Consider the following 26,454-nt stretch of genomic DNA (forward strand, 5'->3'; position numbering starts at 1 on the left):
GCGAAACGCCCTTGCCAGAAAAGCGATTCCCCGCCTAATCTTCTCGAAAGCCAAAACCGGCGGCAAAAAGCCGGATGGGCTGGGGAGGACATATGAAACACATTCTGCTGCTGATCCCATGCATCCTGGCGGTCGCCACGCCATGGTACAATTCCATTGAGCCGCAATTGTTCGGCTTCCCCTTCTTCTACTGGTTCAACCTGGTGCTGGTGCCGATTTCGGTGATCTTCATCTATGCGGCCTTCAAGGTGGAGGGCAGCAAATGAACATTGTTGCCACAACAGTTTTCGTTCTGTTTTTCGTGCTGGTCACGGCGCTGGGTTTCTGGGCGGCGCGATGGAAGGCGGGCGATCTCAACAAGATTGATGAATGGGGCTTAGGGGGACGCCAGTTCGGCCCGTGGATCACTTGGTTCCTGCTGGGTGGCGATCTCTATACCGCCTACACAGTGATTGCCGTGCCCGCCGTGGTCTATGCCATCGGTGCTTACGGCTTCTTCGCCGTGCCCTACACGGTTCTCATTTACCCGCTGGTGTTCCTGATCATGCCGCGGCTGTGGAATGTCTCGGCGCGGCATGGCTACGTCACCGCAGCTGATTTCACCTATGGCCGCTTTGGCAATAAGTGGCTGGAGTTGGCCGTGGCCATCACCGGCATTGCCGCCACCATGCCTTACATTGCGCTGCAGCTCGTCGGCATGGAAAAGGTGATCCAGGCTTTGGGCTTTTCCGGCGAAGGCTGGGTGTCGCATGTGCCGCTCACCGTGGCCTTCGTCATCCTTGCCCTTTACACTTACAGTTCAGGCCTGCGCGCCCCTGCCCTGATCGCCTTCGTCAAAGACATCATGATCTATGTCTTCGTGATCGCGGCGATCATTCTCATTCCTTATGAGCTGGGTGGCTTCAGTGCGATCTTTGAACTGGCCGGCAAAGCCTTCGAAGCCAAGGTGGCCGCTGGTGCCGCGATGGATCCACCGCAGAAGATCGCGGCCGGCCTTACTCTGACTCAAGGCCAGGTCGTGCCGTTCATGACGCTGGCCATTGGTTCGGCTATGGCATTGTTCATGTATCCGCATTCGCTGACCGGCGTGCTGTCGTCGAAGAACCCGCGCACCATTCGCTTCAATGCGATGACGCTGCCGGCCTATTCGCTCGTGCTGGGCCTTATTGCCCTGCTCGGCCTGATGGGCCGCGCTGCCGGGCTTGAACTCAAGAACCCGCAGGATGTGGTGCCGCAGCTGTTCCTCAAGATGTTCCCGGACTGGTTTGTCGGCTTTTCCTTCGCGGCCATCGCCATCGGTGCCTTGGTGCCGGCGGCGGTGATGTCGATTGGTGCGGCCAACACATTCACCCGCAATGTGTGGCGGCCCTTTGTCAATCCCAACATGTCGTCCAAGCAGGAATCTGACTTGGCCAAGCTAATGTCGCTGATTGTGAAGCTTGGCGCATTGGTGATCATTCTGTTCATCAACACGCAGTTCGCCCTGGACTTCCAGTTGCTGGGCGGCATCCTGATGATCCAGATCTTCCCGGCCATGGTGTTCGGCCTCTACACGCGCCGCATCCATGGCACGCCATTGCTCATCGGCTGGCTGGTGGGCATGGCGCTGGGCATCTTCCTTGCGGCAGGCGCCAAGGCCTGGGTGCCGACCTGGATGACGCCACTGGGCTTTGCGGTTTACATCGGCTTCTTCTCGGTGATCGTGAATGCGATCATCGCGGTAATATTGAGCTTCGTCTTGCCGAATTCTGGCACGGACCAGACCAAGCCTGCCGACTTTGAAGATGGTGCGACGATGCCGCCGCACCGCCACGAGCCGGAGCCGGTTCTCTAATCAACAGCGACAGGCTGCTGCTGCACTAGTGCAACGGCAGCCTTGCGCCCGAACCAGACGCAGGCTGCCACGATCAACGCGAAGACGATGGCGCGCGGGGTGATCGGCTCGGCAAGAATGAAGTAAGCCGCCACCAAAGTGAAAAAGGTCTGCAGCAATTGCACCTGGCCCACGCGGGCAATGCCGCCGAGGCTGAGGCCGCGATACCAGAAATAGAAGCCGCCCAATTGGCTGAGCAGCGCGAGATAGGCAAAGCAGCCCCAGCCGATCAGGCTTTCATCGCCCTTGAAATTCATCACCAGCCAGATGGTCACCGGCAAGGTGACAGGCAAGGCCAGCAGCAATGCCCAGGAAATGACCTGCCAGCCACCCAGTTTCTTGGCCAGCTGCGCACCTGCGGCATAGCCCATGGCGGCGGCGAAAACCGCGAGCACCAGCAGCAGATCACCGCCGTGGATTTCTGCCCCGCCATCCCAGAGCGCAAAGGCTGCAACCGCAGCTGCACCCAGCACGCTCCAAGCCCAAAAGGCTGGTGAGGGGCGCTCGCCGGCGAAAATAGTGCTCATTAGGGCGGTGGCGAGTGGTAGCGTGCCCAGAACCACGCTGCCATGCGAGGCCGGCACATATTGCAGCGCCAATGCGGAAAGCACCGGAAAGCCAAAGATCACGCCACCCATCACAAAGGCAAGCTGGCCCACATCTTTCCACGATGGCCAGGGCTGGCGGGTGAGCAACAAAAAAGGAAAGCCTACCGCTGCGGCCACCACCGTTCGGCCAAATGACAGAAACAGAGCAGCAAAGCCATGCTGCAGGCCCAGCTTTGTGAGAGGCAAAGTGAGTGCAAAAATCGCCACGCCAACCAGGCCCAGCCACATACCCTTGGATTCAACCGTCATCGAACCGACATATCCCTTGGACTAGGAGTAATACCAGCTATAATCCGCAACCTTAAGGCCAGACACGGGAAACCCATGGAACAAGCTGTGGCGCGCAAAGTACGCTTTACTTATTCGACGGCGGATCAACCCTTCATCCAGCGCGCTGTTATTCAAGCCATTGAAAAACTCGGCGGGCAGCGCAAGCTCAAGAAGCTCTATGTGCGCCACCAGGAAAATGTCGATCGCGGCGCGAATTTCTTCGACTCAGCCATCAACTTGCTGCGCATCAATGTGGATTTTGATGGTGCGGCCCTGGGGCAAGTGCCGCGCACCGGGCCGGTTCTGTTCATTTCCAATCATCCTTACGGCGTACTGGATGGCGTGACTCTCACTTGGCTGGCGCTGAAAGTGCGGCCTGACACCAAAGTGCTGGCCAACGATGTTCTGTGCCAGGATGCCAATGCCGCCAAGAATCTCCTGCCCGTAGCATTTGCCCCCACCCGTGAGGCGCGCGAAACCAATGTGCGTTCCCGCCATGAGGCACAGAAGCTTTTGAAGGAAGGTGGTGCTGTCGGCATTTTCCCCGGTGGTGGCGTTTCCACCTCCGAACGCGCGCATCGCGGCACCGCGATGGACCTGCCCTGGGCGCCTTTCACCGCCAAGCTGGTGCGCATGTCGGAAGCCACAGTTGTTCCGATTTATTTCACCGGGCAGAATTCCCGCCTGTTCCAAATTGCCAGCCATTTGAGCCTGACGTTACGGCTCTCGCTGGTGTTCCGGGAAACCGCAAGGCGGATCGGAACCGATCTGAAGGTGCGCGTCGGCAAGCCGATCCCATTTTCGGAGATCGCACATTTGACGGAACGCGAAGATATGATCCGCGAACTGCGCAAAAGGACCTATGCTTTAGCTCAACCGCAGGATATAAAGGGCCCTGTTCACGATCTGCACTTGCGTCACGGCCGTATCAAGGGCTGGAAGACCGGCGGTGGTGACTGAATCCAGCAAATCAAGCTGGAACCAAGAACGGCCGTGGGAGTTTTGATTGTTGATGAAGCGTTTTATCTCCACTTTTGTTCTCGCGCTTGCTCTGTCCGGCGGCGCTGCTCTCGCTGACAGTTGCCCCTCGCGTGAATTTGCGCAAAGTGCTGCAACCGCCATTCAGGGTGCCGCCCGGCAGCGTTCACCGCAAGCCTTCATCAATGCTGCTTCGCGCTATATTGACTTGAACTCGCTTTCGCTTACCGCTTTGGGCAAATATCGTTCGCAGCTCACGCCTGCGCAGCAAAGCCGCTATCTCGCATCGGCGCGCAAATTCATCGGCAAATTCCTGGTCGATAATTCAAACTATATTCCGACCTCCGGCGTCTCGTCGGTCAGCTGCTCCGGTAGCCTGGCCACCGTGCGCTTTGATTCCGGCGCGTCGATCACCTTCCGCCTTGCCGGGCCACAACGCGTTTCCGACGTTTTGATCCTGGGCATTTCGGTGGTCGGGGCAATGCGCAGCTATTTCACCGGCATCATCCAGAACCATAATGGTGATGTGAACGCGCTGTCTACCGCGCTGTCACAGTAAGAACCTCTTTCCAGCGATCTCAATTCTGCCATAAGTGGCAGACAAATCGCTTTGGGTTATTGAGGGATCCAGATGAAAAAACCTGTTCTGGCTGTGCTTGCCGCAGCCTTGCTTCTTTCTGCCTGCACGACCGATCCATTCACCGGCGAGCAAAAGGCCTCCAACACGGCTGTCGGTGGACTTGGCGGTGCGGGCATTGGCGCCATCACCGGCGCAGTGATCGGTGCTGCCGTGAGTGCCGATGTGCGCAAGGCTGCGCTGATTGGCGCAGGCATTGGTGCTTTGACCGGTGGCGGCATCGGCCTTTACATGGACAACCAGGAAGCCAAGTTGCGGCAGCGCCTGCAGGGCACCGGCGTTTCAGTGACGCGCGTGGGCGACAGCATCGTTCTCAACATGCCGTCCAACATCACGTTTGATACCGACAAGTCTGAGCTGAAGCCGCAATTCTACAACACGCTGAATTCAGTGGTGTTGGTGTTCAAGGAATACAAACAGACGCTCATCAATGTGATCGGCCATACAGATTCCTCCGGCGATCCGAATTACAATTATGACCTGTCGCGCCGGCGCGCGGCTTCGGTGGCGCAATATCTTTCGGCCCAGCAGCTCGATCCCAACCGGTTCTCGGTGGAGGGCCATGGCGCGGGTGATCCGATTGCGTCGAATGCTTCGCCTTCAGGCCGTGCGCAGAACCGCCGTGTGGAAATCACCATTTTGCCGCTGACCTGATACTTGATCGTGAGCGAGGCGCGCTTCACTTTGAGTTTCGGCAACCTGTCGCATGACGGGGCCTTTGCGATGATGGACAAGATCGAGAATGATTTTGCCATCGACGCACTTGCCGTCACCATCAACGAAACCGACGAAGCCAAGGCGCTGTGGGAAACCGTGGCCTGGTTCTCTTCAGCTGAAGAAGCCGAGGACGCGCGTGCTCATTTCAACTTGGCCGGCGCTGCCGTTGCGCCGGTGCCGGACCGGGACTGGGTGCGAGAATCTCTCGCTGGGCTGAACCCGGTGGTGGCGGGGCGGTTCTTCCTGCATGGGTCACATGATCGCCCATCGCGCCGCGCCGGTGGCATTTCATTGGAGATCGACGCCGGCACGGCCTTTGGAACCGGACATCACGGCACGACTTGGGGCTGCCTTGAAGCACTTGATGACATTCTGAAGCGCCACCGCCCTGCCCGCATGCTGGACCTCGGCACCGGCACAGGCGTGCTGGGGCTTGCCGCTGCCAAAGCGCTGCGCTCACACGTGTTAGCGACCGATATTGATCCTGAAGCGGTGCGTGTGGCGAAGCTCAACGCCATCCACAATGGCTCTGGACCGTGGTTCAAGGGGCTCACTGCTGCCGGCCTGCATGATGCCGCCATCCGCAAAGCGGCGCCCTATGATCTCATCTTTGCCAATATTCTGGCGCGGCCGCTGGCGATGCTGGCACCGGGCATTGTGTCCATGCTGGAGCCGCGCGGGCATCTCATTCTGTCGGGATTGACGGTGGACCAGCTGCGCTGGATCAAGGCGGTCTATACGGCGCGTGGGTTGATTACCCGGCGCGTGATCAACAGTGAAAACTGGATTGCTTTGGTGATGACCAAGCCATCGCGCCAAAATAAAAGCCGCGCCTCTCGCAAGGCGCAGCTTATAGGTTCAAAGGGTCTCGGCTGGGCCGAAGACGCTTAGTAGCGTTTAACGACGACCCCAGACGCTCGACTCGATCTCGCCGCGCGACAGGCCGATATCGGCCAGCAAACGGTCATCAAGCTGATGCAGCTGGCGGATCGCACGGGTGCGCGAAACCAGAGACTGCACACGGCCCAGAAGGGTGCCGGTGCGGTTCGCATGGCGGGTGGTTTCACGTTCCAAACTCGACAAAGTCATAGTCATCTCCAAAGTGTTTTCCATTGTCAAATTGCATGCACTTTCTGCATAGCAACTCCGAAATCTGATAAGCTGTTGTATAGTGGCGGATTATAGCAGAATTGTGACTGATAACGATCCGTTTCGATGAGAGTTCTCTTAAAGATTTCAAGATTAACAAAGGATGAACGGCATTAGCTATGCGTAATCCGCATAAATAGCGTGGTGAATTCAGCCTTTTAACTCGTCATATTGCTGCAAAACCCGTCAAATGCGCATAGCGGGTCAACTTCGACATCTGTCCTGGTGGTGTATTCTGCGTTAAGCTTTGCGGCATGATTCAGACCGCTGCTGCCAAACTCAAAGCCCTGCGCAATGTGCTCAAGGCCGAAAAACTCAACGGATTCATCGTGCCACGCCAGGATGAGTTCCAGGGCGAATATGTGGCCCCCTATGCCGAACGTTTGCGCTGGCTCACCGGATTTGCCGGCTCCTGGGGCACCGCGATTGTGACCGACAAGAAGGCCGCGATTTTCGTTGATGGCCGCTACACGACCCAAGTACGGGTGCAGACCGATGGCAAGCTTTATACGCCGCAGCATCTGGTGGATGCGCCGCCGACAGCCTGGGTGAGCGCCAATCTGAAGAAGGGCGAGACGCTGGGCTTTGATCCCATGCTGCTCACCGTTTCTGAAGCGCGGCGTTTCCAGAAGGCCTGTGCCGAGGTGGGCGCCAAGCTTGCGCCGGTAAAAAAGAATCTCATCGATCAGATTTGGGAAGACCAACCTGCCCGCTCGCAGAAGCCTTTGTTCGTGCAGCCTGACAAATTTGCCGGCAAATCCGCCGCGCAGAAATTGAAGGACCTAGCGGCCGGATTAAAAAAGGCTGGCCATGTTGCTGCCTTCCTGGCCGAGCCCTCCTCCGTGGCCTGGCTGCTCAATCTGCGTGGGCTTGATGTGGCTTACACGCCAGTGGTGCTGGCCTATGCGATCCTGCATGCCAATGCCAAGGCTGAGCTGTTCATTGAATCGTCGCGCGTGCCGGATGAAGTGAAGAAGGCGCTGAAGGGCATCGCCACGGTTTATGATCCCAAGGAGCTTGCCGCGCGCCTCAAGAAGCTGGCGAAGGGCCAAGTGCTGCTGGATGAGAATTCTGCACCCGATCACGTGCGCGCCGTGCTGGAAGCGGCGAAGGCCAAAGTCGTTTACGGCACTGACCCCTGCACCATGCCCAAGGCGCAGAAGAATGCGGTGGAGCAACAGGGGGCCCGCGATGCGCAGGTGCGCGATGGCGCAGCACTTTCCAATTTTCTGCACTGGATGTCGGTCGAAGGCCCCAAGGGCCAGCTGGATGAGAAGGCTGCGGCCGCCTCGCTGCAGAAATTCCGCCAGGCGACGAACATGCTGGAGGACCTTTCGTTTCCTTCCATCTCGGCCGCTGGCGAACATGCCGCCATCCCGCATTATTTCGTCACCGATGAAAGCAGTGCGCCGATCAAAAACAATGAAATCTTCCTGATGGATTCCGGCGGGCAGTACCGCGACGGCACCACCGATGTGACGCGCACGATGATCGTGGGCACGCCCACGGCTGAAATGAAAGACCGTTTCACCCGCGTGCTGAAAGGTGTGATCGGGATTTCGGTGGCGCGCTTTCCGGAAGGCACTACGGGTGCCCATATTGATGCGCTGGCGCGCAATGCGTTGTGGCAGGCCGGCCTCGATTTCGATCATGGCACCGGGCATGGCGTGGGCAGCTTCCTGTCGGTGCATGAAGGCCCTGCGCGCATATCAAAGGCATCACACGTGCCGCTGCGCCCCGGCATGATTCTTTCGAATGAGCCTGGCTATTACAAGCCCGGCCATTTTGGCATCCGCATCGAAAACCTGCTGATCGTGACGGAGCCATCCGAGATTGAAGGTGGTGAACGCAAGATGATGGGTTTTGAAACCCTGACCTGGGCGCCGATTGACCGCCATCTGATCGAGGTGAAACTGCTGACGCCGGATGAGCTGACCTGGCTCAACGCCTATCACGAGCGGGTTGAAAAAGAGCTTTCACCCCGCATGAGTGGTGAGGCTTTGGTGTGGCTGAAGGAGAGCTGCGCGGCGCTGTAAAGTCCCGCGCACGCACGTCAAACATTCAGCAACAGGAACTCGCGCTCCCAACTCGAAATCGTGCGGCGGAAATGCTGCATCTCCGAGAACTTCACATCAATATAGGCTTCGCAGAATTGCTCGCCCAGCGTCTGACGCAAGGTCTTGGTGTAGGACAGCTTGTCCAGCGCCTCGTCCAGGCTGATCGGCAGCGTGTGGGCATAGCGATAGGCTGAGCCCGTCACCGGATCAGACGGTTTCACCTTTTCCACCATGCCGAGATAACCCGCCGCGAGGGAGGCCGCGAAGGCGAGATAAGGATTGGCATCAGCACCTGCCACGCGGTTCTCGACGCGCAAATTGGCAGGATCGGATGATGGCACACGCAAACTCACAGTGCGGTTGTCGATGGCCCAATGCACATTGGTCGGTGCGTCGCTCTCCGGCACGAGGCGGCGATAGGAATTCACATTGGGCGCCAGCAGCGGCAAAGTGGCAGCCATATATCGCTGCATGCCGCCGATGTGATTGAGGAACAGCTTCGAGGGCTTGCCATCCTTGCCGGCAAAAATACTGCGGCCCGTCTTGGCATCCACCACCGACTGATGAATATGCATCGATGAGCCCGGCTCATTCTCATGCGGCTTGGCCATGAAGGTGGCATAGACATCATGCTTCAACGCGGCCTGGCGCACCGTGCGCTTGAACAGGAACACCTGGTCGGCCAGTTCCAGTGGATCGCCGTGGTTGAAATTGATTTCCAGCTGCGCGGGGCCGGCTTCATGGGACAGCGTGTCCACATCAAGCTCTTGTGCTTCGCACCAGTCATAGATGTCTTCCACGATCGGGTCGAAATCATTGGCGGCATCAATGCCGTAAGCTTGCCCGCCTGATTCCTTGCGTCCTGAACGGCCCACCGCCGCATCCAACGGGTAATCCGGATCGATATTCTTTTTGACCAAATAGAATTCAAGCTCCGGTGCGATCACCGGCCGCCAGCCCTTGTCTTTGTAAAGTTCCAGAACGCGGCGCAGCACTGAGCGCGGAGAAATGGTCACGGGATCGTCGTTCAGATGGAACGCGTCGCAGATCACTTGTGCGGTGGGCTCGGTGTACCAGGGTACAATGCGGATCGTATCCACATCTGGCTGCATATAGATGTCGATGGCGCTGTCGCTCACAGCCTCTGTGTCAGAAACGAAGCGGCCATTGATGGTCAATGTGAAGACTTCTTCGGGAACCCGCAGGCCCTTGGACTTGTTGCCCTTCAGGAATTTCTTGGGCGGCAAGATTTTGCCGCGTGCGGTTCCAGACATGTCAGCGACAAGGCATTCGACTTCGCTGATCTTCTTGCTTTCGAGATAGTCTTCAAATTTGGCTTGGTTCATGACACTTCATTGGGTTGCGATAAAAAGAGCTTACCCGGTCTTGTTGACGCAAGCAAACCGGGCCAGCTATCACAGGCCATGCCTGCATCCATTTCAGCCCAATCCTACTATCAAGCCACTGCCAATGCGCGGATCGTCACATCTCCCCTCGCCGGCGATGTGAGCACCGATGTATGTGTGATTGGTGCTGGCTATACCGGGCTCTCGGCCGCACTCGAACTGGCCAAGGCCGGATTCAAAGTTGTGGTTCTGGAAGCGGAAACGATTGGTTTCGGCGCGTCGGGCCGCAATGGTGGGCAAATTTGCACAGGGTTTTCCTCCGGCCAATCGCCGCTGGATTCACAACTCGGCAAGGCCGCGTCCAAACTGTGCTTCGACATGGCGGAAGAGTCGAAGCGGCTGATCGAAGAGCGCATCGCCGCCTACAAAATCAAATGCGATCTCACCTGGGGCTATATGCATTGCATCCCCAAGGCGCATCAGTTCGAGCATTTGAAGGAGATGGCCGAAGAATATGAGGCGCTGGGTTATGGCGGCAACACGCTCCTTACGAAGGCCGAGCTGGAAGAGAAGCTGGGCAGCAAAGCTTATCATGGCGCGCTGCGGGAATCGCGCGCCGGGCATTTTCATCCACTGAACTATTGCCTGGGTCTGGCCACTGCGGCACAGAATGCCGGTGTGACAATCCATGAGCATTCGGCAGCGATTGAAATCGAGACGGGGGCCAAGCCTTACGCGCGCACCACCAATGGCAAGGTGACAGCGAAGTTCATGGTCATTGCCGGCAATGCCTATTTGGGCCGCACGGTAAAGCCGCTCTATGGGCGGGTGATGCCAGTGGCCAGCTACATCCTTGCTACGGAGCCTTTGGGCAAGGCGGGTGCAGAGGCCCTGATTCGTGATAATGAAGCGGTAGCGAATACCAATTTCATCGTGGATTACTATCGCCGCTCGTCGGATCACCGGATGCTGTTTGGCGGCCGCGCCAGTTATTCCACACTGGAGCCCGGCAACCTCGCTGAATATATGCGCCCGCGGATGACGACGGTGTTCCCGCAGTTGAAAGATGTGAAGATCGATTATGCCTGGGGTGGCTTCATCGCCATCACCTCGAACCGCGTGCCGGATTGTGGAAGGCTTTCACCGACGGTCTATTATGCTCACGGCTATTCCGGCCAAGGCGTGGCTTTGTCGGGGCTGTATGGAAAGCTGATGGCCGAGGCGATCCGTGGCCAGGCTGAACGCTTCGATCTGTTCGCCCGCATCAAACACCTGCCCTTCCCCGGTGGGCCTGCCCTGCGCACGCCGCTGCTGGTGGCGGCGATGGCTTATTACCGGATCAGGGACGCGCTAAGCTAGGCGCTGCATCTCGGTTGCAAGTTCGCCATAGCCAGTGAAGCGGTATTCATATGCTAACCCCAGGCGCCGGGCAGCGTCTTCGGCCCTTGCCTGCAGGCCCTTATCATCCGTCTGCGCCAAATAGATCAGCTTGGTGTAATTGCCGAAGTAATCCTTCAGCAGCTCAGGATGGCGGTCGAGCCCCAAGCCCTCCCACATCAGCTTTTCGAAATGGCGGGCCAGATAATCCGTGAGGAAGAAGCATGTGAACTCCGTGTCTTCACGCGCCGCGAAGGCTTTGTTGCCGGAATAAAAGGCATAGCAATGTGGGCCTTCAATGCGCTCCACGCCCTCTTCCTTCAGCATGGCATCCAGCTGGCCGCCGGTGCCGCAATCGCCGTAGACCACATAGATGCGCTTATAGAGCGCCTTATTGGCGCGGATCTTGTCGCGCAAAGCCGGCACAATGAATTGCGGGGTGTTGTGCCACTTGGCCGGCAGGCATTGGATATCAAAAAGCTTCCAGCCATTGCTGTCTACCAGGTCTACGATTTCGCGCGCCAGGGCCCCGCAGGCCAGCAGCAACACCTCCGCGGCGTGGCCTGCCTTGCTGAAACTGTCAGACGGTTTGAGATCGACGGCGGTCATGACCTGCTATTCTTCACACTAAAATAACCATGTAAGCCCGCTCGCGCGCGTTTCCAAGCGACTGGTCAGACCAAAAAGCCGCACATCACGCGCGAAAACGTTTCGAATTTTACCATTCTGAAACCATGGGGCCGTTTCGCGCTTCCAAACCCCCCGTTCGGGACAATTCGAGGCGTGCATTTCAGGACGCGTTAAGAGCTGTCGCGTAGTTTGGTTCCTGTTCGACGACGGAGTGTCCTTGAACAGTGCTGTAAGTAACAAAGTAAAAATGGAGAGTTTAGATGTTTAAGAAGTTCCTCAAGGACGAATCCGGCGTTACCGCAATTGAATACGGTGTGATCGCCGCTGCCATGGGCGTTGCCCTGGTCGTAATCATGCCGAAGTTGGCCAGCCAGGTGACGACCCAGTTCTCGTCCATCGGCTCGCACATCGCTTCGGGCAAGTAATAAGCTTCGCCCTGGTCTTCGGACTGGGGCAGCCATTACAGTGGAAAGCGCCGGTTTTGCCGGCGCTTTTTGCGTTTTTAACAAGGGCGCGAGTTCTGATCGCAAAAGTCTGCAACTTTTGCGGAACGCGCTGGTTTAGCCAGCCAGCTGGTTGTGCTTGCGGGCCATAAAGGTCTTGGCGGTTTCCACGGCCACGGCCGCGTCACGGCAGTAAGCATCAGCGCCGATAGCCTTGGCGAATTCCTCGTTCAGAGGCGCGCCGCCCACCAGCACAATAAAATCATCGCGCAGGCCCTTTTCCTTCATCGTGTCGATCACGACCTTCATGTAGGGCATGGTGGTGGTCAGCAGCGCTGACATGCCGATAATGTCTGGCTTGTGCTCATCCATGGCCTTCAAATAGTTATCGACCGGATTGTTGATGCCGATATTGATGACTTCAAAGCCCGCACCTTCCATCATCATGGCGACCAGGTTCTTGCCGATGTCGTGAATGTCGCCCTTGACGGTGCCGATCACCATCTTGCCTACGCGAGGAGCGCCAGTTTCAGCCAGCAGCGGGCGCAGGATGGTCATCCCGGCCTTCATTGAGTTGGCGGCCAGCAGCACTTCCGGCACGAATAGGATGCCGTCACGGAAATCCACGCCGACGATGCGCATGCCTTCGACCAGGGCCTTGGTCAGAACGTCATAGGGCGTCCAGCCGCGGCCGAGGAGAATGTGAACAGCCGCTTCGACTTCCTCTTTCAAGCCGTCGTAAAGGTCGTCATGGACCTGCTGCACCAAGTCCTCGTCATTGAGGGAATTGAGATCAAGATCACCACCATCGCTCATCGCAGAACTCCGCAGAAAGGTTTTCGTCAGTTTAGTCCGCCTCGCGAAAAGGCCAGATCATCCACCGACATTGACATGCCTGAAACCGACCGTTGAGGCAAGCAAGCTTGCCCGCTATTGTCGTACAAAAAGGGAGAGAAATTTGAGCGCAGCGTTGAATTTAGACGGCATCCGGCAGCAATTTCCAGCGCTGGCGTTGAAAGATAGCGGCCAGAACCGGGTTTATTTTGACAATCCGGCCGGCACCCAAGTGCCGCAGATCGTCATTGACCGCATGGTGGACGTGCTCAAATCCAAGAATGCCAATCTCGGCGGGCATTTCGCCACCACCAAGGCTGCAGTCAAGGTGGTGGACGAAGCGCATCAGGCCATGGCCGATTTCTACAATGCCGCCTCGGCTGACGAAATCGTGTTCGGCCAGAACATGACCAGCCTGACGTTCCACTTCTCGCGCTGCCTGGGCCGCCAGCTCAAGAAGGGCGATGAAATCATCCTGTCGCGCATGGACCATGATGCCAATGTGGCCCCCTGGCTGTTGCTGGCGGAGGATCTGGACCTCGTCGTGAAGTGGCTGGATTTCGATACGGAAACCTATGAATTCCCGGATGATGCCCTGACCAAGGTGCTGTCCTCAAAGACCAAGCTTCTCGCCATGGGCATGGCATCCAATTGCACCGGCACGGTGCATGATGTGGCGCTGTTCACCAAGCAGGCCAAGGCGGCGGGTGCGTTGGTTTATCTCGACGGCGTGCAATATGCACCGCATCTGGCCATCGACGTGCAGACGCTGGGGGCGGATGTGGTGGTTTCGTCGGCCTATAAATGGTTCGGCCCGCACCAGGGCATCCTGTGGGCCCGCAAGGACCTGTTGCAGGAAACCTTCGCCTATAAAGTGCGCGCCGTTGCGGATAGCGATATCGGCCACAAATTTGAAACCGGCACCCAGAGCCACGAAGGCATGGCCGGCTCCTTGGCGGCGGTCGATTATGTCGAGCAATTCGGCACTGGTGCAACGCGCGCGGCGCGGATCAAATCGGCGTGGAGCAATCTCGCCGCTTATGAGCAGAAGCTGACGCTGGAACTGATCCAGAAGCTGAAGCCCTTCAAGGGCCTCACCATCCGCGGCGTGACGTCTGATAACGCGATGCACCGCCGCGTGCCCACAGTTTCATTTACCGTGGACGGCGTCGATCCGGACAAGATCGCGCGCCATCTCGCGGCGGATAATATCTTCGTTTGGTCCGGGCACAATTACGCTCTTGAGCCGGTGAAGCGCATGGGGCTGCAGGACAAGGGCGGTGTGCTGCGCGTGGGTCTGGCGCATTACAACACGTCACAGGAAGTCGATGCGCTGATCGCATCACTCCATAAAATTCTGAAGTGAGGAATTATGAGTCATAAAATCGCCGTCGTCGGCCTGGGCAAGATCGCCACCGACCAGCATGTGCCCTGCATCAGCAAGAACAAGAAGTTTGATCTTGTCGCCACCGTCAGCCGCAACAATGCGCTGGCCGGAAAGCCGCATTTCTCCACTATTGGCGAATTGATCAAAAGCAAGGTGAAGGTGGATTGTGTGGCTCTGTGCACCCCACCATCAGTGCGCTTGGCCATCGCGCGTGAAGCGCTGGATGCCGGATATCATGTGCTGATTGAAAAGCCACCCACGCCAACCGTGGGTGAAATGTTGGCGATGATTGAATATGCCAAGAAGAAGAAGCGCGTGCTCTATGCCACCTGGCATTCGCGCTACAATGATGCGCTGGACCTCGCCAAGAAACGCCTGAAGGGCAAGACCGTGAATTTCATGCGGGTGAACTGGCGCGAGGACGTGAACAAGTGGCATCCGGGCCAGGAATGGATTGCCCAACCTGGCGGCTTTGGGGTTTTTGATCCTGGGATCAATGCCTTGTCGGCGGTGACTAAGATTCTGCCTGAACCGGTTTTTGTAGAAGCCAGCAAGATCGAAGTGCCTGAAAACTGGTCCACGCCCATCGGTGTTGAGATCAGCTTCAAGCGCGGCGACGGCAAGCCAGCCGACATGCAAGCGGTGTTCGACTGGCGCCAGCGCGGCGAGCAGACCTGGGAAATCGAAATCGGAACGACCGATGGCATGAAGATGAAGCTCACCCATGGGGGCAGCGTGCTTTACATCAATGGCAAGCTGATCATCGAAGCCAAGCTGGAAGAATATGAGCGCATCTACGCGAAATTCGCCAAGCTGTTGAAGGCCAAGAAGTCAGACACCGATACGGCCCCACTGCAACTGATCTGCGATGCCTATATGATGGCCAAGCCGGTGGTGGTGAAGAAGTTTGTGTGGGATGCCGGCATCGGCAAACACTAGAACCTGCTGACCAACCATCTATCGAACGCGGTATCGCGGCGATAGGCGAATTGCACAATCAGGGCGGCGATAAGGGCAACGCCCGCGCCGCCCGCAATGTCGCTCACATAGTGCATGCCGACATAGATCCGCGAGACGCAGACCAGCGCCGCCATGGCGGCAAGAACTAAAGTCCAGACTGGCACCACACGGTTCAGCAAAAGGGCAAAGACAATGCTGGTTGAGGCAATGGCATGATCGGATGGGAATGACCAATCAGCCGTTGGCGGAACGATCAGATGGCTGACGCCGGCTTCATAGGGCCGGATGCGATGGATGAAGAGCAGCATGATCTGCGCGCTGCCCAGGCCAAGCAGGAACGACATGCCTGCCGCGATGCATCCATGCCGCACTTCCTGTGCCGGGCTTCCCAGCCACCACAGCGCGATGACGAACAGCACCATCAGCGGCACGCCATAAGTGGTCGTGGCTAAAGCCACTGGGTCCAGAAGGTCATTCTGCCCTGCCGGTGCATTAATCCATTGGGTGATCGCATTATCCATGGCGTGAGCTTATCACGCCATGGCTTAGGTGAGACTTAAGAAAAGGTCAGGTGCGGCGGCGTTCACGCTTGGCAGCACCAGCTGCGGCGGTATCCACGCCCTTCGCCAACTGAGACACGGCACCCAGCTTTTCCTCGACATAGGCAATCGAAGGGGCTGCGCCCTTGCTGTGGCCTTCGAGTGCTTTGCGCATCGATGCCAGATGGTCCGGGCTGGTGCCACAGCAGCCGCCGATGATGCGGGCCCCGGCATCGAATGCGATGCGGGCATAATCGGCCATCAATTCCGGTGTGCCGGAATAATGGATGTGGCCATCATGATATTGCGGGATGCCGCAATTGCCCTTGGCCACCACGATTGCATCCGGGCGTTCTTCAACAATACCCATGACAGTGGCGACGAGTTCCGAAGCGCCGGTACCGCAATTGGCGCCAATGGCGGCTGGCATCACAGCAAGGTCATTGGTCAGTTTGCCAAAGGCATGCGGGGTGATGCCCATCATGGTGCGGCCATTGGTGTCGAAGCTCATGGTGGTGACGATCGGCAGGCCAGCTTTCGATGCACCCTCGACAGCGGCGCGCAGCTCTTCTTCCGACGACATGGTTTCAATCCACAGCACATCAGCGCCGCCTTCTTTCAGGGCCTTGCCCTGCTCTTCAAAGGCAACAACGCCGTCTGCATAGGAGAAAGTGCCAACGGGTTCGAAGATTTCGCCGGTGGGGCCCATTGAGCCAGCCACATAGACTGCGCGGCCGGCAGCATCAGCCTCGGCGCGGGCGTTCTTGGCGGCGGCGATGTTGATCTCGCGCACTTGGTCCTGGGCATTGTGCAGTTTCAGGCGGTGGCGGTTGCCACCGAAGGAATTGGTGAGAACGATATCGGCACCCGCTGCGATGAAGCGCTTGTGCAGATCGCGCACTTTGCCAGGATGTTCAAAATTCCACATTTCCGGCGCATCGCCCGATTCCAGGCCCATCTGGAAGTAATTGGTGCCAGTGGCACCATCGGCCAAAAGCCAGGGGCGGGTGTTCAGGGCTTCAGTGAAAGACGGGCGGGACATGTGGACCTCTCAAAACTATATAAAGATATCTTTATATGATTTCCGACAGTGCGGCAAGCCTAGAAGTTAACGCACAATCATTGCGTTGTCCCGGCCTCAACGGCGCTCGGCGGCTTTTCCCGCCAAAGTATAGATGGCGGCGGGGGCCGGCGCGGACTGGCCGAAATCGGGCACGCTGTAATCCGCCAGCTTGACCAAAGCTTCGCGCGGCAGGGATTTGCGGTTCGGATCGCCGATCAGGACCTGCACGCGGCATGTTTGAAGGAAAGCCAAGTTGCGCTTTGCCAGCGCCTCATCGTAGAACAAGTCGCCCACTGTAATGACGTCGGCATCCACCGCCAGAGCGAGGGCATCGCCCTGCTCCACTTCAATCTGAACATTGTTGGCCTGCGCATTCAGCCGCGCGGCGGCGACGGCATGCGGATCAATATCAATTGCTGTCACCTTGGCACCGACCTTGGCCGCAGCAATGGCGACGACGCCGGAGCCCGTGCCGATATCCCTGACATTCTTACCGGCCACCAGTTCCGGATGATCCAGCAAGTAGCACGCCAGCACCGTGCCGCCGGCCCAGCCATAGGCCCAGTAAGGGGGCGGCGCGTCTTCACCCAGAAAGGATGTGAGGCCACTTTTGGGATGCGCCTGATAAAGCAAAATCTCAGGCACCGCCTTCGCAGGTGCGAGGACGAGATGCGTTTTTATGTAGGCTGCAATGTCTGCCACGGGTCTAGCCAATGAGATCAAACTGGACCTATATAGGTCCAATTCTGTTTGAAAGTCTTCCTCCATGCGTGACTGGCTGATCCATATCAAGCGCGGCGAATATGCTTCGCTGCAAACGCAGATTCGTGAGGCGCTGGTTTCGGCCATCCTGGACCGCCAGTTGGACCAGCAGGAACCCATCCCCTCTACCCGCAAGATGGCCAAATCGCTCGGCGTGTCGCGCAACACGGTGGTGCTGGCCTATCAGGGCTTGCTGGATGATGGCTATCTTCTGGCCAAGCAGCGCTCAGGCTATTTCGTTTCCGACAAGGCGCTGGAAGATCATATGCCGAAGGCGCGCAAAGCTGCCTCGCCAGAAAAGCCGAAGGGCACAGGCCTCAATTGGGAAAGGCTGGTCAATAAGCATCCCTCGCACCAGCCCAATACCGTGAAGGTGCGGAATTGGCAGGATTTCGCCTATCCCTTTATCTATGGCCAGGTGGACCATACGCTGTTTCCGCTGGCTGAATGGCGCGATTGCACCAGGCAGGCGCTGGGCAAGAAATGGCTGGGCGACTGGACCAATGACTTCACCAATGAGGATGACCCGCTGCTGGTCGAGCAGATCCGCCGCCGCATTCTGCCCCGGCGTGGGATCATGGCGCATGACGATGAAATCCTCGTCACGCTGGGCGCGCAGAATGCAATCTATCTGATCACCAGTCTGCTGGTGAACCAAGACACGCGCGTGGTGATGGAAGAGCCGGGCTATCCGGACATGCGCAACATTTTCCAGCTGCGCAGCCAGAATGTGGGCCTTGCACCAGTGGATCAATCGGGCTTGATGTTGGGGCCGGAGCTCGACAATGCGCAGATTGTTTATACTACACCGAGCCATCAATTCCCGACCACGGTGACGATGCCGCTGGAGCGGCGCATGGCTTTGTTGAAGAAAGCTTCGGAGAAAAACTTCATCGTCGTTGAAGACGATTACGAGTTCGAGACCAATTATGTGAACGAGCCCTGCCCCGCGCTCAAATCGCTCGATGATGACGGGCGGGTAATCTATGTGGGCTCGCTGTCGAAAACCTTGTTCCCCGGGCTGCGGCTGGGATTTATGGTGGCGCCGAAAGCGCTGATCGCAGAAGCCCGCGCGCTGCGCCGTTTGATGGTGCGCCATGCGCCGTCCAACAACCAGCGCACGGCGGCACTGTTTCTGTCGCTCGGCCATCACGATGCGCTGATCCGCAAATTGCATAAGGCGTATCGCACCCGTTGGGAAATCATGGGGGCTGCTTTGTCGAAGCATTTGCCATCGTCGGCGCGCAATCCATCATTCGGTGGCACGTCCTATTGGGTGAAAGGCCCGGCGAAGCTCGATGCCGATGCGCTGTCGCAAGCGGCAACGGCCAAAGGCGTGCTGATCAATCCTGGGCGCATCTGCTTTGGCGCTGCTCAAGCGCCGCGCAATTACTTCCGCCTCGCCTTTTCCTCCATTGATGAAAAGAAGATCGAGCCCGGCATCAAACTGTTATCGGAACTGATCAAGCAACCGTCATGACTGCCGATAACAAGCCGCGGGCCGCGGCCTATCTTCTGTCCGGAATTTTCTTTGCCACCTCGCAGGACGCGCTGGTAAAGGCGATGAATGCCGGTTACCCAACTTGGGAAACCATCATGTTCCGCGGCATCATTGCAATGGCGCTGTTCATGGCTTGGGGTGCGTGGAACGGGCGCAATTTGTTCCGTTTGCCGCGTGGTTCGAGCCTGATCGTGTGGCGCGGTTTCCTGCTGTTCACATCCTATCTGGGCTTTTGCCTGGCGATTGCCACGCTGCCGCTGGCGAATGCGACTGCGCTGTATTTCACCATGCCGTTCTTCGTGGGCGCATTGGCGGGACCTGTGCTCGGTGAAAAGGTTCCGGCTTATCGTTGGATTGCCATTGCGCTGGGTTTCTGCGGCGTGCTGATTAGTGTGCGGCCGGGTGGGGAAAGCTTTCAGCCTTCCGCATTGCTCGCCATCTATTCCGGCTTTTCCTATGCCATTGCCCAGTTGATTGGCCGCAAGGTGAAGGTGGTGGTTGATCCGCTGGTCGTCGCTAATATGCAGAGCGTTTGTTACCTGCTCGGCTCTGTGGTTTTGGGCATTGTGATTACTGCGTTGAAGATCGATGCCAGTGCTACGCCTGCGCTGGCGGCACTCACCGCTGAATTCGCTTGGCCCAGCCTTCGCGACTTTGCGGTTATGGTGGCCATTGGCGTGTTCGCAATGGTCTCTACGGTGTTCTTTGTACGGGCCTACTTCTCGGCACCCGTGAACTTCGTGGCTCCGCTGGAATATTCGGCGATCATCACAGCCACGATTTTCGGGATCACGCTGTTCGGCGATTATCCGGATTTCTACACGCTGCTCGGTGCGGCCATCGTGATCGGTGCCGGCCTGTTCATGATTGCGATGGACCAGCGCCGGGCGGGACCCATTCAGGTGACGGGATAACCGCCCCAGCTTTTTACCGCGCGCAAGGCGAGTGATGATTGCAGGCGCTGCAGGCCCGGCAAGCGCGAGAGTTTGGTGCGGTGGATGCGCTCATAGTCGCTGGCATCGGCAGCGGCCACGCGCAGCAAATAGTCAAACTGCCCGCTCATCAAATGGCATTCCAGAATTTCCGGCGTGCGCTGGACGGCCTTTTCAAATTTCTCGAAGGCTTCTTCGGTTTGCGCAGTGAGAGATACTTCGCAGAAGAATTCATTGGCCAAACCAAGTGCGCGGCCATCGAGACGCGCCGCATAGCCGATGATCACGCCCTGCTCTTCCAGCAGCTTCACCCGCCGGTGGCAGGAGGATGCCGACAACCCCGCTTTTTCCGCCAGTTCCGCTAGTGGCATGGTGGCGCGGCGTTGCAATTCGGCGAGGATGATTTTGTCAGATTTGTCGCGTTTTTCGAATTTCATGCCGAATAACTAGCACATTCCGGAATATTTTTCCAAGCCGGGCTATGTACAGCTGCAAGTTTGGAAGAAACCGCCAGCCATCTGCCCCTAGTCTCTGGCATCGCATCCAACGGAGAAAACCCATGCTCATCGGCCTGCCCAAGGAAATCAAAAATCACGAATACCGCGTTGGCCTGACACCGCTGTCGGTGCGTGAGCTGGTGCGCCATGGCCACAAGGTGATGGTGGAAAAGAATGCCGGTTCTGGGATCGGTTCTTCCGACGCAGATTACACGACCGCAGGTGCTTCGATCATTGACGGGCCGAAAGAGATTTTCGCCAAAGCCGACATGATCGTGAAGGTGAAAGAGCCGCAGGCTGCCGAGCGCGCCATGCTGCGTGACGGGCAGATCCTCTATACCTATTTGCATCTCGCTCCCGATCCGGAACAGACCAAAGATCTGGTGAAATCAGGTGCCATCTGCATCGCCTATGAAACGGTGACCAATGCCCGTGGCGGCCTGCCGCTGCTGGCCCCGATGAGCCAAGTGGCTGGCCGCATGTCGGTGCAGTCGGGCGCGCATTGCTTGGAAAAGGCGCAAGGCGGGCGCGGCATGTTGCTGGGCGGTGTTCCCGGCGTGGCCCCTGCCAAAGTCGTCATCCTCGGCGGCGGCGTGGTGGGCACCAATGCGGCAGCGATTGCGCTGGGCATGGGCGCTGATGTGACGATCATCGAACGTTCCACCGATCGGATGGAAGAATTGACCGCGCGTTTTGGCCTGTCGTTGAAGACGCTGTATTCCACCCAGAGTGTAATTGAAGACGAATGTGCCACAGCTGATCTGGTGATCGGCGGCGTGCTGATCCCAGGTGCTGCTGCACCCAAGCTGATCACCAAGGCGATGCTGAAAGACTGGAAGCCAGGCTCAGTATTTGTGGACGTGGCCATTGACCAGGGCGGCTGTGCCGAAACCTCACATGCCACCACCCATGCCGAGCCGACCTATGTGGTGGACGGTGTCATTCACTATTGCGTGGCCAACATGCCGGGCGGTGTGGCCCGCACTTCAACCTTTGCGCTGAACAATGCCACGCTGCCCTTCGCTGTGGCCATTGCCGACAAGGGCTGGAAAAAGGCGCTGGCTGATGATGCCCATCTGCGCAATGGACTAAATGTTGCTTCTGGCAAAGTGACCTACAAGGCTGTGGCCCAGGACCTTGGCTATGACTACGTTCCGGCAGAAAAGCTGACGGCTTAGGCCGCCAGCACCGCCACAGGCGCCAGGATCGCCAGGCCCATGCACAGGGCCAGGACGAAGAACAGCCGACGTGTCTTTCCGCGTTCAATGTCTCTCATGGGGAGCATTGTTCCCCGATTCTGCCTTTCGGAAAATGATTCTTTTCAAAGGCTTGGCGCTGGCTCGACATCTTAACAACCTCTTAACGGAGACAGTCGCGTCTCGTCTTGTTGTTGCTTTTAGATACCTTCGCCTGAGCCCCCGCTGAACCCTTGATTCATTTGGGATTCATGTGCGGCGCGACAGCAGCCTGCGGAAAAACCCTTGGGGCTGCGGTTGGGGGACAGGTGCGGGCGGCCTAGTTTTCGGCGCAGTGCCCGTAAGCCAAAGCGGCAGATCTTCGCTCAACAGGATGCCCGGAATCTTGCAGACTTCGCGGAACTCTTCGATGAAGGGCGCATAATAGGCCTCTGCCGCATCACGCAATTCGTCCGGCAACGTGATTTCACGAGCGGCATTGCGCTTGCTGCTAATCAGCGACGGATTGAGCTCTGCCGGATGGGGACCTATTCCCAGCCACCTGGTCAACAGGGACATGACCTGCGCCGGTCGGCTTTCGATGTCATCGAAGAATACGATCTTGAGATTGCAGTCCTGCAGCACGTCGCGGTAGCGCTTGATGGTTGCCGCATAATCCGAGAAAGCGCGGGTATAAACGTCGAACATTTGATAGGCGACGACGTCCATATTCCTCTCAGGGTCATCGTCCATGATCTTGCGGGTTGCAGACCAGGCGCGGTCGATGGGGTTCCTGGCCAAGAACAGGAGCGGCCTGCCTTCGAGATAATACTGCGCGGCTCGGATCTCCCCTTCGCTCAGCAATGAATAGCTGGGAGACACATCGGCCGAGTATTCCTTGTCCTCGTGCAGAGAGAACAATTCGGCGTAGTTATCGAGGCTCCAGTCACGGGTGTAGATTTTCCACCAGTGTTTGTCCCTGCCGCCAAAAAACAGCCAGGATTTCCGTGCCAACCGGTCGTATGCCTTACGGTCCAACACGCGGTTGCGCGGAAAACGGGCAAGGTAGTTGTACTCCTTGTTGCCCGGGAGCCAGAAACTCCCGTGCTCCTGGAGCGCCTTCGCAAGCCAAGTGGTTCCGGATCGCTGGGCGCCGATACAGATCAGGGTGGGATGCTTGAGCGGGATTTGCGTTTCAAGTGTTGTGCGGTCTTTGACAATGGCCGCTGACTTTGCGGGCTTAGGAGCAAGTTTCTGGGTGCTCTTGTTCACGGCCTGCGTATGTGCCGGGAAACAGAAGCCCACGACGCCCCAGGTTGGGTCGCGAAACAGCGGGCGGGCAAACCGCCGGCATTCGCCAAAACCAGGCACAAGATAGACTGGCTCAAACCTGTCGATTTCAGCCAGGGCATCCGCAGCACCCTTGTACTGGTGATTGCCTTCCCAAAGGCAATCATGGAACATGGCGAAGCCGCCTGACCCCAGCATGGGGCTGAAATAGGCGTAGTCGGTCATTACCGCATAGGCTGTGTTATCGCGATCAATGAACAGTGCATCGAGTTTTCGTTTGCCCAGCAACCGCGACATCTCGGACGCCGTGTCAATTTTCCGGGGGTCGCCCTTCAAAAAGATATAGTTTTGCCCCGACTTCAACCTGGATCGGATCATTGCATCGGCTGTTTCATCGGCGTTGGAAAAAACCCCGATCAGAAGGGCATCATCAGCAAGAAGGCTTGCTGCATATGCAAGGTTGCTGCGATCAGTCGTGCCGATTTCCGCATAGGTCCATTTTCCCTTTAACTTGCGGAAGGCGCGGACAATGTCTTGCATATAGGGTACAGACTGCCCCTCAACGAGGAACTCATGGCGGATGGCGTCCGCCTCTGCGATTTCGTCCGCGGACAAGGCATCCTTGCAAATCTTCAACCCTTCCGGAATTTCCCTGTAGGTTTCGAGAACGGGAGAAAACGGAGCGCCCATGCTGCGTTCCACGTCGCCAATGTCGGACCCGACAGACAGTGGCAATCCTGACGATTTTGGATCGTTCCCATTGTCCATCTGAAAAAGGCGTCCCCACGCAAAAAAGCAACGTGTGGTCACCCACACGTTGCGCCATTGTAATGTACTTAACCCTGCCAGATCAATGGTTCAGGTGGAGCAGTTGTTGGCGAGGCCGCCCTACTGCCCCTGCGCCAGCAGCGGTGTGATGCGCACCAGCGACACGCGGCGGTTTTCCGGTTCCGGATCAGCCGTCGGGATCTTCAGATATTCCTCGCCCAAGCCCACAGTGCGCAGGTTTTTGGCTGGAATATTGTAGTAGGTGGTCATCATCGTCTTCACGCTTTCGGCGCGCAGGCGCGACAGCTTGGTATTGTAATCGGTCGAGCCTGCCGCATCGGTGTGGCCCTCGATCATGAACACTTCCTTGGGATACTTCGCCACGATCTGCTCGATCAGGCTGGCAAGGCCGTCGAGGTGTGACAGCTCCTCCTCGCGCACGAAGCCTTCATTGTAGCCGAAGTGGATGGTGTCCACTTCGATACGGGGCAGCGCGTCACGCAGGTAAGGATCGGTCGCGATGTCACGCACCGAATGCTCGCGCTTGGCCTTGTATTTGGGCGGCGGCGCTGCGGTGAGCATGCGTTCCAGCGTGGCGTCATCGACTTCCGCAGCATAGGCATAACGCGGCTGGTCTTCATCCCAGTACTGGTCCGGATTGATCTCGATGTCATACTGTTCCTGCGACGCCTGGCGCTGCTTGGCGCGCTGCATGCGCTCCAGCTTCATGCGGTGGCGCAGGAATTCGCGGTCATAGGCCAGCGACTGGCGCCAGTAATCACGGTAGCTCGGATCATACTGGTCGTCGGTGACGGCGTCGTCATAGACCTGAATACGGCGCTGCAATTCCGAAATCTGCAGGTCACGCGGCGGACGCCGGTCGCCCAGCACATCTTCCGGCGGCGTGTCGTTGGAAATGAAGTTGAGCTGGATGTTGAAGTTCAGCTTCGGGCCCGACGGCGGCGGCGGCGGTGGTGGTGGCGGAGGCGGAGCCTTGGTTACAGCGACAGCCTGTTCGGCGATCTGCTGCTGCACCTTCGGATCGGGCGGCGGGGCAGCGGCAGCCTGCTTTTGCTTTTCCGATTCTGCGTTGGCGAGGCGCTGGCGCAGCACTTCGCGTTCCTTCATCAGCTTGCCGCGCACGGCACGTTCAGTCTCCTGCGAGAGCTGGTTGGCGGCGAGAAGTTCGCGCACATCTTCAAGGTGCTTGCGCAAGTCGTCATCGCTCAGCTTGGTAAGATCGGACGCATCTGCCAAGTAGGTCTTGGCCTTCTGTTCGGCGGCGGGATCAACCGGATTGGCGTCCAGCTGCTCCACCTTCTTGGCATCGGGTGGCGGCGGTGCTGGCGGTGGCGGGGCCGGCGCCACATCGGCAGCTTTTTCCAGAGGCTTCGTGGGCGGCGCTGCAGGCGCCTCTTCAGCGGTCTTTTTGGGTGGCTTGGCGGATGGCGTTGCGCCAGCGTCGCTCTTGCCATCAGCGGCTTGGGCATCGGTCTTGCCATCGGCAGTGGCCGCGGGCTTCGCGTCTGATGCGGCCTTGGCATCGGCGGCGGCCTTCGCGTCAGCAGCTGCCTGCGCATCTGCTGCAGCCTGAGCGTCGGCAGCAGCTTTCGCATCTGCTGCGGCCTTTTCATCGCCAGCAGCCTTGGCCTTGGCAGCAGCTTTTGCATCTGCAGCGGCCTGTGCATCGGCAGCGGCCTTGGCATCTGCTGCAGCCTGGGCATCGGCAGCGGCCTGCGCATCTTCAGCGGCCTTGGCTTTGGCTTCGGCAGCGGCCTTGGCGTCTTCCTTCATCTTGGCGAGCTTCTTGGCCTTGGCGGCGGCAGCGGCTTCCGCATCAGCGGCGGCTTTGGCATCAGCGGCAGCCTGGTCATCGACAGCCTGCGCCGGTTGTTCAGCCTGTTTGGGTGCTTCAGCCTTCTTCGGCTCTTCGGCCGGGGCACGCATGCCAATCTCGGCAACCGCGGCATTGGCCATGCCGACCAGCTTCACCCGCACATCCGGCGGCAAAGCGGGGTTGCCGGAAGCGCGGCGCAATTTCTTTTCATAGGCCTTGAGCTCATCCGGGCTCATCTGCGTGAGGTCCGGCTGCTCGTTCAAAAGCTTGGCCACTTCGGGCGGCAACTCAGCGGGTGCGGCATCCTGCGCGGGTTGCTCGGCCTGGGCCGGGGCTGCATCAGCGGGCGCATCCTGCTGGGCTTGAGCCAGTTTCAATTCTGGCTTGGCATTGCGCTTCATCTTGTTAGGCGCTGGCGCGGTGGTGGCTGTAGCGTCAGCGGCCTGATCCTGCTGCGGCTGAGCTTGAGCCGCCTGGCTGCGGGTATCGATCTCGGCCTTGGCCAGCTTGGTCTGTTCCAATAACTTGGCATGGACATCAGGCGGCAAGGCCAGCCCGTTCAGCGCCTGATGCAGGCGCATGTAGCGGCCCTTCAGCTCATTGTCGTCCATGTCCTTGACGTCGCGCGTGTCACCCAGGAGCTGCAGCAATGGCTTTGGCACGGCCACTTCGCCCTGATCCGTCGCCTGGGGGGCTTCTGCCTGTGCGAAGGCGTGAGCCGCCGGGAGAGAAAGTGCAATGCTGACAAGACTTGCCGCAAGCTTCAACTTCATGATTGTCATTCCTGCCTCTGAATCAGAATCACGCAAACTGCGTGAGCCCGT

Annotated in this window: 25 protein-coding genes; 14 read left to right on the forward strand and 11 right to left on the reverse strand. The window is 58.2% G+C overall.

The genetic code is table 11. The features are described from left to right. Positions 1-92: 92 nt before the first annotated feature. On the forward strand, positions 93-266 hold the full coding sequence (locus F8B91_RS06540) for a DUF3311 domain-containing protein (protein ID WP_196502871.1): 174 nt from the start codon (positions 93-95) through the stop codon (positions 264-266). Next, the gene (gene mctP, locus F8B91_RS06545) at positions 263-1,834 is read left to right on the forward strand and encodes a monocarboxylate uptake permease MctP (protein ID WP_196502872.1); all 1,572 of its coding nucleotides are present in this window, start codon (positions 263-265) and stop codon (positions 1,832-1,834) included. The genes F8B91_RS06540 and mctP overlap by 4 nt, the downstream gene beginning before the upstream one ends. Here the strand turns inward: mctP and F8B91_RS06550 are convergent. Next, entirely contained in the window at positions 1,831-2,730 is a 900-nt protein-coding gene (locus F8B91_RS06550; protein WP_196502873.1) for a DMT family transporter, read from the reverse strand. The two genes, mctP and F8B91_RS06550, sit on opposite strands and share 4 nt — an antisense overlap. A 75-nt stretch (positions 2,731-2,805) precedes the next feature. Between F8B91_RS06550 and F8B91_RS06555 the strand changes: the two genes are divergently transcribed. The 4 genes from F8B91_RS06555 (at position 2,806) to F8B91_RS06570 (ending at position 5,974) form a co-directional block, all read left to right on the forward strand. Beyond that, positions 2,806-3,711, forward strand: coding sequence for a lysophospholipid acyltransferase family protein (locus tag F8B91_RS06555; protein ID WP_196502874.1), 906 nt, complete (start codon positions 2,806-2,808; stop codon positions 3,709-3,711). 52 nt (positions 3,712-3,763) lie between these two features. Next, on the forward strand, positions 3,764-4,288 hold the full coding sequence (locus F8B91_RS06560; RefSeq protein ID WP_196502875.1) for an ABC transporter substrate-binding protein: 525 nt from the start codon (positions 3,764-3,766) through the stop codon (positions 4,286-4,288). A gap of 72 nt (positions 4,289-4,360) precedes the next feature. Next, positions 4,361-5,020, forward strand: a complete 660-nt coding sequence (locus F8B91_RS06565; RefSeq protein ID WP_196502876.1) for an OmpA family protein — start codon at positions 4,361-4,363, stop codon at positions 5,018-5,020. A 9-nt stretch (positions 5,021-5,029) separates the two neighbouring features. Beyond that, the gene (locus F8B91_RS06570) at positions 5,030-5,974 is read left to right on the forward strand and encodes a 50S ribosomal protein L11 methyltransferase (protein ID WP_196502877.1); all 945 of its coding nucleotides are present in this window, start codon (positions 5,030-5,032) and stop codon (positions 5,972-5,974) included. 6 nt (positions 5,975-5,980) lie between these two features. Here the strand turns inward: F8B91_RS06570 and F8B91_RS06575 are convergent, their stop codons facing one another. Continuing rightward, positions 5,981-6,172, reverse strand: coding sequence for a DUF1127 domain-containing protein (locus tag F8B91_RS06575; protein WP_196502878.1), 192 nt, complete (start codon positions 6,170-6,172; stop codon positions 5,981-5,983). A gap of 314 nt (positions 6,173-6,486) precedes the next feature. On the opposite strand from F8B91_RS06575, the gene F8B91_RS06580 reads away from it, so the two are divergent. Beyond that, positions 6,487-8,268, forward strand: a complete 1,782-nt coding sequence (locus tag F8B91_RS06580) for an aminopeptidase P family protein (protein WP_196502879.1) — start codon at positions 6,487-6,489, stop codon at positions 8,266-8,268. A gap of 17 nt (positions 8,269-8,285) precedes the next feature. Here the strand turns inward: F8B91_RS06580 and F8B91_RS06585 are convergent, their stop codons facing one another. Next, positions 8,286-9,635 (reverse strand): glutamine synthetase family protein, encoded by a 1,350-nt coding sequence (locus F8B91_RS06585; RefSeq protein WP_196502880.1) that lies wholly within the window; start codon positions 9,633-9,635, stop codon positions 8,286-8,288. Positions 9,636-9,713: 78 nt separating this feature from the next. On the opposite strand from F8B91_RS06585, the gene F8B91_RS06590 reads away from it, so the two are divergent. Further along, positions 9,714-10,994 carry an NAD(P)/FAD-dependent oxidoreductase gene (locus F8B91_RS06590; RefSeq protein WP_196502881.1) on the forward strand — a complete coding sequence of 427 codons (1,281 nt, stop codon included), beginning with the start codon at positions 9,714-9,716 and terminating at the stop codon, positions 10,992-10,994. Here F8B91_RS06590 and F8B91_RS06595 read toward each other — a convergent pair. Next, complete coding sequence (locus F8B91_RS06595; RefSeq protein ID WP_196502882.1) at positions 10,986-11,621, reverse strand: DUF1638 domain-containing protein; 636 nt, start codon at positions 11,619-11,621, stop codon at positions 10,986-10,988. The genes F8B91_RS06590 and F8B91_RS06595 overlap by 9 nt on opposite strands. Positions 11,622-11,902: 281 nt before the next feature. Here F8B91_RS06595 and F8B91_RS06600 point away from each other — a divergent pair, with 281 nt between their 5' ends. Next, positions 11,903-12,067 (forward strand): Flp family type IVb pilin, encoded by a 165-nt coding sequence (locus F8B91_RS06600; RefSeq protein WP_196502883.1) that lies wholly within the window; start codon positions 11,903-11,905, stop codon positions 12,065-12,067. A 135-nt stretch (positions 12,068-12,202) separates the two neighbouring features. Here the strand turns inward: F8B91_RS06600 and F8B91_RS06605 are convergent, their stop codons facing one another. Next, positions 12,203-12,901 carry a corrinoid protein gene (locus F8B91_RS06605; protein WP_196502884.1) on the reverse strand — a complete coding sequence of 233 codons (699 nt, stop codon included), beginning with the start codon at positions 12,899-12,901 and terminating at the stop codon, positions 12,203-12,205. Positions 12,902-13,043: 142 nt separating this feature from the next. Between F8B91_RS06605 and F8B91_RS06610 the strand changes: the two genes are divergently transcribed. Together F8B91_RS06610 and F8B91_RS06615 are read left to right on the forward strand one after the other, a co-directional pair. Beyond that, positions 13,044-14,285, forward strand: a complete 1,242-nt coding sequence (locus F8B91_RS06610; RefSeq protein ID WP_246714983.1) for a cysteine desulfurase-like protein — start codon at positions 13,044-13,046, stop codon at positions 14,283-14,285. A 6-nt stretch (positions 14,286-14,291) separates the two neighbouring features. Continuing rightward, the gene (locus tag F8B91_RS06615; protein ID WP_196502885.1) at positions 14,292-15,245 is read left to right on the forward strand and encodes a Gfo/Idh/MocA family protein; all 954 of its coding nucleotides are present in this window, start codon (positions 14,292-14,294) and stop codon (positions 15,243-15,245) included. Here F8B91_RS06615 and F8B91_RS06620 read toward each other — a convergent pair. The 3 genes from F8B91_RS06620 to F8B91_RS06630 all read right to left on the reverse strand — a co-directional run bounded on the left by F8B91_RS06620 (position 15,242) and on the right by F8B91_RS06630 (position 17,570). Beyond that, on the reverse strand, positions 15,242-15,787 hold the full coding sequence (locus F8B91_RS06620; RefSeq protein WP_196502886.1) for a phosphatase PAP2 family protein: 546 nt from the start codon (positions 15,785-15,787) through the stop codon (positions 15,242-15,244). The genes F8B91_RS06615 and F8B91_RS06620 overlap by 4 nt on opposite strands. Before the next feature lie 46 nt (positions 15,788-15,833). Beyond that, complete coding sequence (gene bmt, locus F8B91_RS06625) at positions 15,834-16,847, reverse strand: betaine--homocysteine S-methyltransferase (RefSeq protein ID WP_196502887.1); 1,014 nt, start codon at positions 16,845-16,847, stop codon at positions 15,834-15,836. Between the two features lie 96 nt (positions 16,848-16,943). Beyond that, positions 16,944-17,570, reverse strand: coding sequence for a class I SAM-dependent methyltransferase (locus F8B91_RS06630; protein ID WP_348641722.1), 627 nt, complete (start codon positions 17,568-17,570; stop codon positions 16,944-16,946). A gap of 64 nt (positions 17,571-17,634) precedes the next feature. Here F8B91_RS06630 and F8B91_RS06635 point away from each other — a divergent pair, with 64 nt between their 5' ends. Both F8B91_RS06635 and F8B91_RS06640 read left to right on the forward strand, forming a co-directional pair. Continuing rightward, the gene (locus tag F8B91_RS06635) at positions 17,635-19,110 is read left to right on the forward strand and encodes a PLP-dependent aminotransferase family protein (protein WP_196502889.1); all 1,476 of its coding nucleotides are present in this window, start codon (positions 17,635-17,637) and stop codon (positions 19,108-19,110) included. Next, positions 19,107-20,045, forward strand: coding sequence for a DMT family transporter (locus F8B91_RS06640; protein ID WP_196502890.1), 939 nt, complete (start codon positions 19,107-19,109; stop codon positions 20,043-20,045). Before F8B91_RS06635 ends, F8B91_RS06640 begins: the two co-directional genes overlap by 4 nt. Here F8B91_RS06640 and F8B91_RS06645 read toward each other — a convergent pair. Next, the gene (locus F8B91_RS06645) at positions 20,030-20,500 is read right to left on the reverse strand and encodes an Lrp/AsnC family transcriptional regulator (protein ID WP_196502891.1); all 471 of its coding nucleotides are present in this window, start codon (positions 20,498-20,500) and stop codon (positions 20,030-20,032) included. The genes F8B91_RS06640 and F8B91_RS06645 overlap by 16 nt on opposite strands. A gap of 122 nt (positions 20,501-20,622) precedes the next feature. Between F8B91_RS06645 and ald the strand changes: the two genes are divergently transcribed. Next, positions 20,623-21,738, forward strand: a complete 1,116-nt coding sequence (gene ald / locus F8B91_RS06650) for an alanine dehydrogenase (RefSeq protein ID WP_196502892.1) — start codon at positions 20,623-20,625, stop codon at positions 21,736-21,738. 267 nt (positions 21,739-22,005) lie between these two features. Here ald and F8B91_RS06655 read toward each other — a convergent pair whose 3' ends face one another. Further along, on the reverse strand, positions 22,006-23,715 hold the full coding sequence (locus F8B91_RS06655) for a sulfotransferase (protein ID WP_196502893.1): 1,710 nt from the start codon (positions 23,713-23,715) through the stop codon (positions 22,006-22,008). A 198-nt stretch (positions 23,716-23,913) separates the two neighbouring features. Beyond that, complete coding sequence (locus F8B91_RS06660; RefSeq protein WP_196502894.1) at positions 23,914-26,403, reverse strand: OmpA family protein; 2,490 nt, start codon at positions 26,401-26,403, stop codon at positions 23,914-23,916. Positions 26,404-26,454 lie beyond the last annotated feature (51 nt).

The organism is Aestuariivirga litoralis, from assembly GCF_015714715.1.
In the GTDB taxonomy this organism is placed as follows: Bacteria; Pseudomonadota; Alphaproteobacteria; order Rhizobiales; family Aestuariivirgaceae; genus Aestuariivirga; species Aestuariivirga litoralis_A.

Coding starts and splice junctions, on each gene's coding strand:
- F8B91_RS06540 (WP_196502871.1), top strand. CDS start 93: ATGAAACACATTCTGCTGCTGATCCCATGCATCCTGGCGGTCGCCACG.
- mctP (WP_196502872.1), top strand. CDS start 263: ATGAACATTGTTGCCACAACAGTTTTCGTTCTGTTTTTCGTGCTGGTC.
- F8B91_RS06550 (WP_196502873.1), bottom strand. CDS start 2,730: ATGACGGTTGAATCCAAGGGTATGTGGCTGGGCCTGGTTGGCGTGGCG.
- F8B91_RS06555 (WP_196502874.1), top strand. CDS start 2,806: ATGGAACAAGCTGTGGCGCGCAAAGTACGCTTTACTTATTCGACGGCG.
- F8B91_RS06560 (WP_196502875.1), top strand. CDS start 3,764: ATGAAGCGTTTTATCTCCACTTTTGTTCTCGCGCTTGCTCTGTCCGGC.
- F8B91_RS06565 (WP_196502876.1), top strand. CDS start 4,361: ATGAAAAAACCTGTTCTGGCTGTGCTTGCCGCAGCCTTGCTTCTTTCT.
- F8B91_RS06575 (WP_196502878.1), bottom strand. CDS start 6,172: ATGACTTTGTCGAGTTTGGAACGTGAAACCACCCGCCATGCGAACCGC.
- F8B91_RS06580 (WP_196502879.1), top strand. CDS start 6,487: ATGATTCAGACCGCTGCTGCCAAACTCAAAGCCCTGCGCAATGTGCTC.
- F8B91_RS06585 (WP_196502880.1), bottom strand. CDS start 9,635: ATGAACCAAGCCAAATTTGAAGACTATCTCGAAAGCAAGAAGATCAGC.
- F8B91_RS06590 (WP_196502881.1), top strand. CDS start 9,714: ATGCCTGCATCCATTTCAGCCCAATCCTACTATCAAGCCACTGCCAAT.
- F8B91_RS06595 (WP_196502882.1), bottom strand. CDS start 11,621: ATGACCGCCGTCGATCTCAAACCGTCTGACAGTTTCAGCAAGGCAGGC.
- F8B91_RS06600 (WP_196502883.1), top strand. CDS start 11,903: ATGTTTAAGAAGTTCCTCAAGGACGAATCCGGCGTTACCGCAATTGAA.
- F8B91_RS06605 (WP_196502884.1), bottom strand. CDS start 12,901: ATGAGCGATGGTGGTGATCTTGATCTCAATTCCCTCAATGACGAGGAC.
- F8B91_RS06615 (WP_196502885.1), top strand. CDS start 14,292: ATGAGTCATAAAATCGCCGTCGTCGGCCTGGGCAAGATCGCCACCGAC.
- F8B91_RS06620 (WP_196502886.1), bottom strand. CDS start 15,787: ATGGATAATGCGATCACCCAATGGATTAATGCACCGGCAGGGCAGAAT.
- bmt (WP_196502887.1), bottom strand. CDS start 16,847: ATGTCCCGCCCGTCTTTCACTGAAGCCCTGAACACCCGCCCCTGGCTT.
- F8B91_RS06635 (WP_196502889.1), top strand. CDS start 17,635: ATGCGTGACTGGCTGATCCATATCAAGCGCGGCGAATATGCTTCGCTG.
- F8B91_RS06640 (WP_196502890.1), top strand. CDS start 19,107: ATGACTGCCGATAACAAGCCGCGGGCCGCGGCCTATCTTCTGTCCGGA.
- F8B91_RS06645 (WP_196502891.1), bottom strand. CDS start 20,500: ATGAAATTCGAAAAACGCGACAAATCTGACAAAATCATCCTCGCCGAA.
- ald (WP_196502892.1), top strand. CDS start 20,623: ATGCTCATCGGCCTGCCCAAGGAAATCAAAAATCACGAATACCGCGTT.
- F8B91_RS06655 (WP_196502893.1), bottom strand. CDS start 23,715: ATGGGCGCTCCGTTTTCTCCCGTTCTCGAAACCTACAGGGAAATTCCG.
- F8B91_RS06660 (WP_196502894.1), bottom strand. CDS start 26,403: ATGAAGTTGAAGCTTGCGGCAAGTCTTGTCAGCATTGCACTTTCTCTC.